Here is a 12,614-nt window from a genome sequence, read left to right on the forward strand (position 1 = left end):
AGCGCCCCGCACGAGCACGACGCCACATCGCCGTGCTCGCTTACGCAAGGCAGGACGAGAAAGGAGAGAGAGTTGGCTGATCTCAAAGACGTCTCCCATGAGAGACATACAGGGGAGAAAATCGGCCGCCCGGACAGGTACGAATACGTCGAGCACGATAAGCCTTGGCGCTACCAGGAGGGCGAGTACACGGTAACGCGCGGGAGCGCTTGGTCGGGGCCCGGCTGCCATCTCGGCTGCGGTCTTCTCATGTACACCGACAAGGACGGCAAGCTCGTCAAGGTCGAGGGCGATCCGGACAACCCCTTCAACGAGGGGCGCCTGTGCGTACGGTGCCTCGATCTGATGGAGTCCGCCTACAACGAAAACCGCGTGGTCTACCCCATGAAGCGCAAGCCCGAGGATCGCGGTAAAGACGCTTGGGAGCGCATCACCTGGGACGAAGCCTACGATTTGATCGCCGAGAAGTTTCTGGCGTACAAGGAAGAGTTCGGCGCCCAGTCGGTGCTGTTCTTCAAGGGCACGGGCCGCGATATCGCCCCGTGGATCAGCCACCTCGCCTGGTCGTTCGGAAGCCCCAACGTCGTGTTCGCCCTTTCCGGATGCGCATGCTTCGTACCACGCATCGCCTCGTCCATGTGCACGTCGGGCTCGTTTTGGGTGGGCGATTACTCGCAGCAGTTCACCAAGCGCTACGACGATCCGCGCTGGAAGATTCCCGAGTGCATCATCCTCTGGGGAAACAACCCCATCGTATCGAATTCCGACGGTCTTTACGGCCACTGGGTCGTCGACTGCATGAAACGCGGGTCGAAGATCATTTCGATCGACCCGAAGATGACCTGGCTCGGTACGAAGGCCGAAATATTCCTGCCGCTGCGTCCCGGAACCGACGCTGCACTCGCGATGGGCATCCTGCATGTCATGATCGAAGAGGAGATCTACGACAAGGAGTTCGTCGATTGCTGGTGCTACGGCTTCGACCAGCTGAAAGAAGCCTGCGAACCCTACACCGCCGAGAAAACAGCCGAAATCTGCTGGGTTGCCCCCGAGAAGATCGTCGAAGCGGCGCGCATGATCGCGAACGCCGACGGCATGATCATGCAGTGGGGGGTCTCAGTGGACATGAGCAGGGAAGCCGTGCCCGCCTGCCAAGCGCTTTCGGCCATCTTCCAGATCACCGGCAACGTCGATGTGCCCGGCGGCATGATCGCTCCCCCGTCGATTCTTCCCTACTACGCCGGCTGGGGAGGCGAGAACCTATCCGACGAGCAGAAGGAGAAACGCCTCGGCATCCACAAGTACCCGCTGTACCGCTACGGCTTCAAAAACGCTTCGACCGACGTGACGATCGAGTGCCTTGAGACCGGCAAGGACGAGCTGGGCAACGACTACCCGCTGAAAGCGGGTTGGCTGCAGACCACCAACCCGCTCATCAACTCCTCGCCCGACACGCGCCGCACCTACAACGCGCTCAAGAAGCTCGAGTTCATCGTCTCGGTCGATCTGTACATGACCCCGACGGTGCAGGCCCTCGCCGACGTGTTTCTACCCGCTTGCACCTTCGCCGAACGCAACGGCATCCGCATCGGCGACGGCGTACAGCGCGGCGAGACGATCAACAAGGCCATCCAGGTGGGCGAAGCGAAATCCGACATGGTCATCAACCTCGAAATCGGCAAGCGCATCTGCCCCGAGTTCTACCCGTGGGATACCGAAGAGGAGATGTTCTCCCATATCCTCGAGGGCATGGACATGACGTTCGAGGAACTGCGCGAAGCCGCTCCGACCTACCTCGACTTCGAATACAAGAAGTACGAGAAGGGCCTTCTGCGCGCCGACGGCCAACCGGGATTCCAGACGGCAACCGGGCGCATCGAGCTGTGGTCCTCCTACTTCAACCAGATCGGCATCGAGTGCGTGCCGAGCTTCGACGAGCCCTCCCCCGGCCCCATTGCCGATCCTGAGATGTACGAGGAGTATCCGCTCATCCTGACCACGGGAGCGCGCACCTGGTCGCTGTTCCATTCGGAGCACCGGCAGGTACCGCGCCTGCGCGCCCTGCGACCCGATCCCATCTTGCAGATGCACCCCGAAGCGGCCGCCCGGTACGGCGTTGCCGAAGGTGACTGGGTCTGGGTCGAGAACCATCGCGGACGAGCGAAACGCCGCGTGCAGCTGACCGAGGCCCTCGATCCGCGCTATTGTTCGACGGATCACGGCTGGTGGATGCCCGAACAGGCCGGATGGGAAGACGGCGGCTTCAGCGGCATGTACGACTACAACATCAACCAGCTGCTCGCCTACGATCCCGGCCGCTCCGGATTCGGTTCGAACTACAAGACGGTACTCTGCCGCGTGTACAAATGCGAACAGGATGATCACAACACGCTCGCAAATCCACTCGGCTTCGATGAGAAGGTTGGTGAGTAGCTATGCCACAGGGAATCCTCGTTGACTACGAATGGTGCTCGGGGTGCCATTCATGCGAAATGGCGTGCGCCGTCGAGACCACGCACGCCGACTTCCCCGAAGGTCACTGCGGAGTCAAGATCCACGAAGAGGGCATCTACCAGATCGGCGAAGATGCCTGGACCGACATCAACATGCCCGTGTTCACCGACCTGTGCGACCTGTGCGCCAAGCGCATGGCCGAGGGCGGTGCCGAACCGACCTGCGTGAAGCACTGCCAGGCGCACGTTTTGAAATTCGGCGAAGTCGAAGAGCTCGCCAAGGATCTGGCAGCCAAGCCCAAGCAGGTTCTGTACTGCCTCAAAGGCTAAAAAACGCGCTGCCGCCCACAAGGCGGCAGCGCAACCGAACGACTACGGGAAGGATTGCTATGTGCCAGACATGCATTGGATGCGGGAAATGCACCGGCGAAACACAGCCGCCGCTCAAACCCGGCACCTGTCCGCTGTGCGGATACGAGAACGGTGCCCAAGCCCTCTCATGCTCCCAGTGCGGAACCGTCCTCCCGCTCCCCCCGGGTCGGTCGATCGCCCCCGAAAACCCCGTATCAAACCCCGAGAGACAGGAGATTGGCCATGTGCTTCAGACCAGCAGCGATCGAATCGGATAGAAAATGCCCCTCGTGCGGGGCGACGTGCGGGCCCCTTGACGCCTCGTGCGCGCAATGCGGAGCAGAGCTGCCCGCCGCAGGCATCCCGGGAGCGCCCGGTGCCCCAAGCGCTCCCGGTGCTCCGAAAGCCCCTGGATCCCCCGGAGCGCCAAGCGCACCGAAAGCACCGGGTGTACCCGGAGCCCCGAGCGCTCTGGAAAAATAAGGGGCCGATCGGCCCCATCCAGGCCAACCGCGTTCATGCGCCCCGATTCACCCATCCGTGCGGATAGGAAATCGGGGCGCATCACATTGAGAGGCAAACGGAACAGCCTCTCTCACGAGCAGGTTCCCTGAGATCGGGATGCAAGCCGATTGCGACAGTACTCGAGGGCCTCCAAGCACGGTGCGACCACCTCTTCGCTGGTCTCCTTGAGCCACAGGGCGTTCACGCTGTAGCACGAAGGCCGATCGTTGATGCGCAGAAAACACGCCTTGTCGCCGAAAACGGGAATGTTGTGCTCGGACGAGAACGCCACGCATTTCCCCATCTCCACGTCAAGGTACATCGTATCCACATCGCTGTAGTACTGGCGCGTCGGCGACGAGCCGCTCGGCGGCAGAAGCGCCTCGACGAAGTTGCTCAAGCCGGGATAGGCGGAGGGGTCGGGCAGAAGCAGCTGCTGCCCTTCGAGCTGGGCGGCATCGATTCCCTCGTTCTGGAAGGACGCGAGCGGGTGATCGTAGCTGACGATCGCATCGAAGCAATCCTCGTAGATGAACTGCGAGTTGCAGCGCGCCTTCATATCGACGTCCAGATCGATGGCGAGCGCCAAATCGATCTTGCGCATGGCCAGCGCAGAATACAGCTCTCCGTACTCCATGCACGACAGAGACACCCTCACGCCAGGCTGTTCCCTGTTCATCCATTTCAGGAACATGGCGAGAAACGGGCGTGCAGCATTGCGCAGATATCCCACGCGCACCACCGATTCGTACGATTGGTTGATCGCCGTGATGCGGGCCAGAGCGCGCTCGTAGCTCCCCACGATGGTGCAAGCCTCTTCCAGGAAAGCATCCCCGCTCTTCGTAAGGCGAACGTGATGGCTGTCTCGCACGAAGAGCTTGGCACCGATTTCATCCTCCATCGAGGCTACGTGCTTGCTGAGAACCGATTGACTGACGTAGAACCGCTTCGCCGTGGCGCTGAAGCTCAGCGTTTCGGCAAGATAGATGAATTCTCGTAGATGGTCGATGTTCATAGGAGCCCCCTAAGCCGTACGTGCCGCCCTGCGTTCGCATCATGTGCCTGCTTACATTATATAGTTTTCGCTATGCGCTCAGAAGCCCCTTGTCGACGACGATGCTGCCATCGCGCAGCACCAGGGCGACATCGCGCGTGTTTTCGATGCTCTCGAGAGGATCGCTGCCCAATACGACCAGATCGGCCGCCTTGCCTACCGCAACGGTGCCGAAAGAATCCTCGCGTTGCAGCAATTCCGCGTTGCCGCCCGTGCAGGCTGCGAGCACCTGCAAAGGCGTCATGCCGCACTGAACGAGCTCGCGCATCTCACGATGGAGCGAGCGGCCGTACGCGACGAACGGTATGCCGGCGTCGGTACCCACGCCTATCCGAACGCCCGCCCGCACCATCTTCGCCACGGCTCTGCGCGCAGCCGGCGCGACGGGCGGCGCTCCGTTCGTGAAACCGTGCTCCTCGTGCTCGGCGGTGGCCACGATGGTGGGCGTCACGTATGCGCCCCGGCTCACGAGCTTGGCTAAGAGTCCGTCGCCGATCTCCTGATCGGGGTCGGTGCACACGTTGCAGACGTGTTCGATCGCATCGACCCCCGCATCGAGCGCCCTGTCCATGTCGTCCAGATCGTCGATGTGGGCCATAACTCGCTTGCCCGATTCATGGGCGAACCGGACCACAAGGCGAAGCTGCTCGTCGGTCATCGTGGGCACCGTCGTGTCTTCGGGGTACAAGAGCTTGTTGTCGTCTCCGCAAAACACCTTGACGACATCGACGCCTTCGCCAACGGCGCGCCGAACCGCTGCTTCGATGCGACCCGCCCCATCTTCCTTGTGAATGAGCACGCAGGCGTTCTGCATGACGAGGGCATCGTCGCCGTACACCGTGCTGAGCGGGTGGCCTCCGCAAGCCTGTACGAACCGACCCGACGCGACGATGTGCGGAGCGCGAACCAGCCCCGCCTCCGCCTCGTCACGAAACGAGAGGATATCGGGCGTCCAATCTCCGCCGGAGCGGACGGCCGTCACGCCCCACGAGAGCAGTTGGTTCACGTTGTACGCGTAATCCCCCGTAGCATGCCGCCCGCGGTTGCCCATGCGGTCGTCAAGCGCATCCGATCCCCCGAGGTGCACATGGGCATCGATGAAACCGGGGAGCAGCGTTTTACCGCGCAGGTTTACGACCGTCGCGTCTTCGGGCACCTCGATGCCGCATCCGACCGCCACGATGGCCTTTCCCTGAATCAAAACGGTAGCATCGACAACGGGGGCAGCGCCCGTACCGTCGATGAGGTTCGCTCCCACGAATGCCAGCATACCAACCTCCTTCATCGATCATACTAACCGAAAAGGCTGCAGCCTGGCTGAGAACCAGACCGCAGCCTTCGCAAAACCTACGGAAGCGAAACGCTCGTCGCCGTTACGCCGGCACGATCGGAAGCAGCAAGCCGCCGATGAAGTACAGTACGAGCACTTCGACGAGCACGTAGACGATGGAACTCAACCAACCGGCTTTCGTCAGCTCGGCGGTGGTGTAGTAGCCCTCACTGTACGACACCATCATGGGCGGGCTCAGCGGAAGCAGGAAGCTGCCCGCGGTAACCGATGCCATGAGCATGGCGAAGATGGCCGGGGAGATGCCGGAGGCAACGCAGAAGCCCATAACCGGCGGCACGAACAGGGCGCAGAGCGCGGGTGCCGCAGGCACGACCGTATGGACCAGGTAGGCGACCGCCATGATGATGATAAGGGCGAGCAGCGTGTTGATTCCCATGATTCCGCTGTTCAAGAACAGGTTGACCATGTAAGCTGCGGCACCGGTGGAAGCGGCTGCGTTGGCCATGCACATAACGCCGCCGACCATGAGGATAACACCCCATCCCTCGGCATCCTGGAATTCCTTCCAGTTGAGGATATCGATGCCGGGAACGAACGCCACCGCCAGCATGACCATGATGACGTTCACGTTCGAGAGGATGGGAACCCAGTTGCCCGCGATGAACCCGGCGATGAGCACGATCATGTACACGAGCGATTTCTTGTCGAGCGCGGTCATGGGCGCGTCGTCCTTGTCGGCGACGAGTGCCGCCTCTTCGACGGTCAGATCCTCGGGCGGGAAGACTTTGCACAGGATGACCCACAGCACGGGTATCATGATGAGCGCGATGATGAGGCCAGGGACGACCCATTCGAAGAACCCGATCGTAACGCCATACGCGGAGGTAAGCAATCCGGCGCACAGGATGTTGAGCGAATGGCCGAACGGCGTGATGAAACCGCCGATAATGGCTGCAAACGCAATGCCTATCGCCAAGCAGCGCCCGAGGTTCTTCTTCTTTTCCTTCGCGTTGATGGCGTTGAGGAACGGCAAGGCCAACGCCATACCCACGGCTACCGCGCCGGTATCGGTCATGAACATCGACACGATGGCCGTCGCTATCATGTAGGCCAAGACGACGGACTTCGATTTCGTGCCGGCTTTCGCCACGAGTCCGCGCACCAAGCGGCGTCCGAGCGTCGTCTTGATCATGATGGCGGTCATAACGAACACGCCGAAAATGAACCACACGGTCGTTGCGGTAAACCCGCTCCACGCCGTCGCGAAATCGGGAACAACTCCGAACACCGAAAGCAGAATGGCTCCCAAAAGGCCGGTAACGCCCACCGGCAACGTATCGAATATCCAGAACACTACGGCAAACAACAGGATGCCGAGCGACATAACGGCTTCATGGGAAAGCTCCTCGCTTCCGGGGATCATCATCGAAACGATCAGCACGACGACGCCAAGCACGAAACCGATGAGCCGCTTGGTCAAACCCTTCTTCGCTGCGCTCGTCGGCGCAACCGCTTCCTTACTCATATTTCACACCCCTCAATCTCAATGAACGACAGTATCGATGAAGCACTTTTCTCAATCACTTCTTCCCTTCTTCTCGTGCCGAACCGACCTCTTCTTATCCGCCGAGGCGAACATGCCCGAAAGCATCCTCACCGGCGTCAGGTCCAACGCTCGCGCGAAGCGATCGTCTTCGCCTTGTGGCGACATGCCGAAATACTCCCGCGCCTCGGCCATGGTCTGCTTGATGCTCACAGACGGCTCCTGCTCGTCTTCGCCCTCGTGCCGCTTGAAGCGCAGATAGCTGACGCCGAGAACGATAACCACGGCAAGCCCGATGACATACGTTGCAATGCTCTGTTCCATCAACAGCTCCTTTCGATCTTGTGCCTACAGCGGAATCGCCTGCACCAGCCCCATGACGTCGCATACGAAAAACGACCAGCACACCGTTACGAACACGAAGATAGCCGCGGAAAGCCAACCGCCCTTGGCAACTTCGCCGAACCGGTAATAGCCCTGGTCGTAGGTGATCACGATGGTCGGATTCAGCGGCACGAGGAAGCTGCCCGCAGTAATGGACGCGACCACGAACACCGGGATGACCGTCGGAACCCCGACCGTCTGGGCCCACAGCAAAAGCGGCGGCAAGAACAACAGGCAAAGCGCAGGCGCCACCGGGCAGAACGTATGGATGAGGTACATCACGTACCCCACGACGAGCAGCACAAGGAACGGATGGATGTCCAGAACCCCGCTGTTCAGGAACAAGGTGGCAATGAAGTCGGTGCCGCCCGTCGACGATACGGCGTTGCCGAGGCACATGACGGTACCGAAGAACAGAAACACGTTCCATCCCGCGATGTCCTGAAATTCGCGCCACGACATGAGATCCATGCCGGGTAAAAACAGCAGCGCCACGCCCACCATGGCGACGATGGTGGTGTTCAGAGCGCCGATCCAGTTGCCCGCGATCCACAGAACCGGCAACAGGATGACGATGCAGATGGACTTCTTGTCCTTGGCGCTCCACGCGCCGCACGAAGCGGTGTTCGCCTCGATGACGTCGCGCTTGTCGGCGATGCTCTCCGGCGGAAACACCCGTGTCAGGATCCACCATGTCAAGGGAAGCATTACGGCGAAAATGGGAATGCCCACAAGCATCCATCCGAGGAAGCTCACCGTTTCGCCCACGGTCGATTCCATGATCCCGATGCCGAGGATATTGAGCGAATGCCCGCACGGCAATGCGAATCCGCCGAGCACGCCGGCAAACGCAACGCCCAGCATGAGGCACTTGCCCAAATTCGAAGCCCCCGGCTTCGCATCGACGGCCTTCAGCAACGGCAGGGCCATGCTCATGCCCAAAACCACCGCTCCGGTATCGGTCATGAAGAACGAGGCGACGGCGGTTCCCAGCATGAAGGCGAACACGAGCTTGCGAGAATTGGCACCCGCCCACCCGATCAGCGCACGCGTGAGCCTGAGGCCCAGGGTACTCTTCTGCATGATCGCCGTCATACAGAACACGCACAAAATGAACCAGGTGGTTGCCGAAGTGAATCCGGAAAGCGCTTCGGTCAGCGAGGGGACGACGCCGAGAAAGACGAGCAGCACAACGCCCACCAGACCGACAACGCCCTGCGGCATCGTGCCGCAGAACCACATGGCAACCGACGCCAGCAGTACACCGATGGCCATAATGCCCTCGCGGGAAAGGCTTTCCGATCCCGGTATGCAATACGAAGCGACGATGAACGCCACCGCAAGCGCAGCGCCGATAACGCGCTTGAGGGGAAACGCCCCTTTCGGTTGCAGATGACCCGTCGAAGCCGCCGCCCCGTCGCTCTCCTTCGGCAAGGAAAGGCCGTCGATCGGCGTTGCAGCAGATTTCGTCTGATCGGCTTCGTGCGCAAGCATAGACACCAAACCACCCCCATAGCTCAATACCGGTTGTATCGCGTACATCGGGAGCACCCGAACAGCGCCCTACCCCAAGCTGCGCGCTGCGCGGAACGTCCGCATCGGTGCTCGGCCGAACTTCTCGGCTTTCGTTCGTTACCGCTGCGAGCATTGTATGGGCGCTCGGGATACGATGGCGTATCACAAAAGACATGGGCTATTCCAAAAAGGAAAGTTAGCGATCACGTCGGAATACCGTATGGCGCACGGCAAAAAAGGAACGCCCCCGGATACGATCCGAGGGCGCGTTAGCGCAAGCGGGCGAAAGCGTTCACGGACAGGCTTTTACACCAGACTCCCGCCGCAGCTCGACCCGGAGCCGGCGGCACAGCTGTAGCAGACGGGGTTCGTCCTGACCGTGCGCGACGCCAAAGGCTTCTCGGTGATGTCGGCTATGGTGGCGTCCCGGCCGTCGATGATCAGAGGCAGCCCGAGCACGTGGTTGCACTCGCAGTCGTAAAGCCTGCCGTCGACATCGACGTTCACCTGGTCGAGGCACATCATCCTCGTCACCGCAAGCGCGTTGAAGTTATCGGCCAGAAGCCTTAGGTACTCGTCCAGCATACCTGCCTCCATGAGGTCGGCGGCGAAGCGTCCGAGCGCGTAGTTGTTGAACGCGAGCAGGCTGTCGAACTCGATACCCTGTTCTTGGGCAAGCACGTGCTTGTACGCTTCCTCGACGAGCTCTTGGGGCGGAGGCAGAAACGGACCGGCCACGTTGTACACGATGTCGAGCGGCAGCGTCTCGTCGCTCCCGTACCCGAGCTCGTTGAGGCGTCTGATAGAAGCTACCGCTTTTGCGAACACGCCGCGCCCGCGCTGCGCGTCGGCACCGTCGCCGTTGTAGAACGGCAACGATATGACCACGCGCGATCTCGTTTCCGCGAATGCCTCCATGAGGTGCTCGTACTCGGGCTCGCACAGAAGCGTGCCGTTCGTGCGGACGATAGTGCTGCCGAGCTTCGCCCCCTCGCGGAGAAACCATTCGAAGTCGGGGTTGTATTCGGGAGATCCCCCCGTGATGTCGAGCACCGAAAAGCCGCCCGTCCGAAACGCCTCGAGGCAGTCTTCCATGATCGATCGCCCCATACGCTCGGCGCGCGAGGGGCCGCATTCGAGGTAGCAGTGCCGGCAAGCGAGGTTGCAGGCATAGCAAACATTGACCTGCATGGTCGAGGGTGCCGCATGGGCTCCGAGCAGCGTCGGCTCGCCCACCCGCTCGTCGAACGGGATGATGCCGCAGCGCTCGCACGCCCGCTCGAGCAGCGCAAGGTCAACCTTCTTCGCACCAGTGCGTATCTCGAGCGCCTCCTGCGCTCGGGCTGCGTCGAACCTTCCGCGGTGCCTGCCCGGCCGCGTTATCTCAAACGCCGCCCCGTAGCGCGACTGCTCAAGCATACGCGCCGTGTTTCCACTGATCGCACGTGGTTTTCCTTTGACGAACCGCGTCTCGACGTCAAAATCGAAGTAGCGCGGCACCTCGGGTATCGCACCCGTGTAGGTTGCGCTCTGCCCGAAGTCCTCTTCACCGTCCTCGAGGCCGCTCGCCTTGATAGCGCGCACGGTACGCGAAGTGAAACCAATGAAGCCGAGTTTGGTCTCAAGCGTGAAATCACCCACATGGATGTCGTCCACAGCCGTGAACGCGTAGCTCTCCCAGCCGTGTCTCGCCATCATGCGCCGGAAGTCTTCGAGATAGAGCGCGCCGCCCAAGCATTCTCCGCGCAGGACGGGATCGTCGCGCAGCGCAACGGGTATGCGGCGGTCGGAAAACACATCGGAGAAGTACAGTTCACCGCCGGGCTTGAGCACCCGGTATATCTCGGAGAACACGAGATCCTTGAACGGGGACAGGTTGATCACGCAGTTCGACACGACCACATCGATGCTCTCGTCGGCGATGCCGAGCGAGGCGAGGTCTTCGATGTAGCCGCACGCAAGCCCGACGTTCGACTCCGCGAACCCGAACCGCCTTGCCTGTTCTTCGCGGTAGCGCTCGGCTACGGCAAGCTGCTCGGGCGTCATATCGACGCCGATCACCCGGCCCGTCTCGCCGACGAGCTTAGAGATGACGAACACGTCGCGTCCGGTGCCGCAGCCCAGGTCGAGCACGGTCGCGCCCTCGAGGGCGGGCGGGATGGGCGATCCGCACCCGTAGAACCGCTCGACGATCTCGTCGGCGATGAGCCCCATGACATCGAGCACGTACTTCGGCGGCGCCTCGGTGGCGCAGCAGCACGCGTTGGTCTTCAGGTCGTCCGAGCTCCCGAGCACGCGCCCGTAGTATTCGCGAACCTGATCATGGGTCGTTGTCTTCCCGATCGGCACAGTACCCCCATTCGTCTCGTCTACCTGCTTGCACGCCCGCCGTTGCCACGGCCTTCGTCCATCATGCCGAAGCACTCGGTGAACAGCACATGGCAGGCGAGGCCGTGCTTCTCCCCGATCGCCGCCAGGGCTTCGTCGACGATGGCGGCCATCGTCTCCGATTCGCATACCGCACGCGCGTTCACAACGATGGACATGGCCGTGTAGTCGTGCTCGAGCTTTCGCTCGTAATCGATGTCGTAGTCGACGCCCACAAGCGACGCCTTGACGAAATCCTCCCCCTCGCCTGCAGCGAACAGCTTCAGGTGCGGCACGTTGCGCTTCGCCTCGATGAGTCCGTCGCGAATGGCCTCCATGAAGTCGTCGACGACTTCGTTGAAATCGATGTTCGCGTTGTCGGTGCGTTTGGCGAAAAAGCGGCGGTTGTACCAGCACATCTTCTCCTCGGCGGCGATGAATTCGGATGAACCGTAGCCTATCTCGCGATGCTCGGCTGCGGCAGCGTGGCTCATGAGGTAATCGACGACCGCGCCTGCGCCCTCGCCCGTCTTCGCCGACATGGCCATGATCGGAGTGTCAGGATAGGCGGTCCTGATGAACTCGACGTCGGCCGCAATCTCCTCTTCGCTCAGCATGTCGATCTTGTTGAGCACGATGAGGTCGGCTTCGGCCATCTGCGCGTCGAGCAGAAAGCGCATCTCCTCGGGCAGGTTGATGGTCGCGCGCTCGGGCAGGATCATGCGCAAGCGCTCGGGATCGACCACGCAGGTGAAGGGCATGAGGTCGAATTCGCCCGGATACTGATCTTTGAGTTTGAGATACACATGGTCGAGCGCGCCGATGCCGCACCCGGGGATGTCGGACATGATGACGTCGGCACCGCCTGCGGCCAGGCGATTGAGCTTGTCGACGAGGTTCTCGGTCTGGTAGCAGATGCAATCGCCGGCGATCTCGGTGATGGACAGGTCGGTCGTCGCCGTGTAATCGGCATCGACGAGGTTCTTCGCGCCGAGGTCGTTCGCGATGATGGCCGATTTTCCGTACTTTTCGTTGATTGCTCTGGAAAACGCGATCATCGAAGTCGTTTTTCCTGCGCCGAGAAATCCGCTCACCACCATGAATCTCGCTTTTGCCATTATTCGTCTCCTATCTGGCGCCAAGCGCCCTCGC

At 61.2% G+C, this 12,614-nt stretch carries 9 protein-coding genes; 2 read left to right on the plus strand and 7 right to left on the minus strand.

The features are described 5' to 3' along the window. Positions 1-72: 72 nt before the first annotated feature. Positions 73-2,433, plus strand: coding sequence for a molybdopterin-dependent oxidoreductase (locus tag MWL89_RS10845; RefSeq protein ID WP_244386008.1), 2,361 nt, complete (start codon positions 73-75; stop codon positions 2,431-2,433). A gap of 2 nt (positions 2,434-2,435) precedes the next feature. Continuing rightward, the gene (locus MWL89_RS10850; RefSeq protein WP_102377681.1) at positions 2,436-2,783 is read left to right on the plus strand and encodes a 4Fe-4S dicluster domain-containing protein; all 348 of its coding nucleotides are present in this window, start codon (positions 2,436-2,438) and stop codon (positions 2,781-2,783) included. A gap of 616 nt (positions 2,784-3,399) precedes the next feature. Here MWL89_RS10850 and MWL89_RS10855 read toward each other — a convergent pair. From MWL89_RS10855 to MWL89_RS10885, 7 genes are all read right to left on the minus strand, one after another. Then, on the minus strand, positions 3,400-4,323 hold the full coding sequence (locus MWL89_RS10855) for a LysR family transcriptional regulator (protein ID WP_102377680.1): 924 nt from the start codon (positions 4,321-4,323) through the stop codon (positions 3,400-3,402). A gap of 70 nt (positions 4,324-4,393) precedes the next feature. Continuing rightward, entirely contained in the window at positions 4,394-5,632 is a 1,239-nt protein-coding gene (locus MWL89_RS10860; RefSeq protein WP_244386009.1) for an amidohydrolase family protein, read from the minus strand. A gap of 103 nt (positions 5,633-5,735) precedes the next feature. Beyond that, complete coding sequence (locus MWL89_RS10865) at positions 5,736-7,178, minus strand: SLC13 family permease (protein ID WP_102377678.1); 1,443 nt, start codon at positions 7,176-7,178, stop codon at positions 5,736-5,738. A gap of 51 nt (positions 7,179-7,229) precedes the next feature. After that, positions 7,230-7,520 (minus strand): hypothetical protein, encoded by a 291-nt coding sequence (locus tag MWL89_RS10870; RefSeq protein WP_102377677.1) that lies wholly within the window; start codon positions 7,518-7,520, stop codon positions 7,230-7,232. 24 nt (positions 7,521-7,544) lie between these two features. Next, complete coding sequence (locus MWL89_RS10875) at positions 7,545-9,074, minus strand: SLC13 family permease (protein WP_244412603.1); 1,530 nt, start codon at positions 9,072-9,074, stop codon at positions 7,545-7,547. Positions 9,075-9,401: 327 nt separating this feature from the next. After that, the gene (gene arsS / locus MWL89_RS10880; protein WP_244386010.1) at positions 9,402-11,444 is read right to left on the minus strand and encodes an arsenosugar biosynthesis radical SAM (seleno)protein ArsS; all 2,043 of its coding nucleotides are present in this window, start codon (positions 11,442-11,444) and stop codon (positions 9,402-9,404) included. A gap of 20 nt (positions 11,445-11,464) precedes the next feature. Continuing rightward, positions 11,465-12,580 carry a GTP-binding protein gene (locus tag MWL89_RS10885; RefSeq protein ID WP_244386011.1) on the minus strand — a complete coding sequence of 372 codons (1,116 nt, stop codon included), beginning with the start codon at positions 12,578-12,580 and terminating at the stop codon, positions 11,465-11,467. Positions 12,581-12,614 lie beyond the last annotated feature (34 nt).

This window comes from Raoultibacter timonensis (assembly GCF_022845715.1).
Lineage (GTDB): Bacteria > Actinomycetota > Coriobacteriia > Coriobacteriales > Eggerthellaceae > Raoultibacter > Raoultibacter timonensis.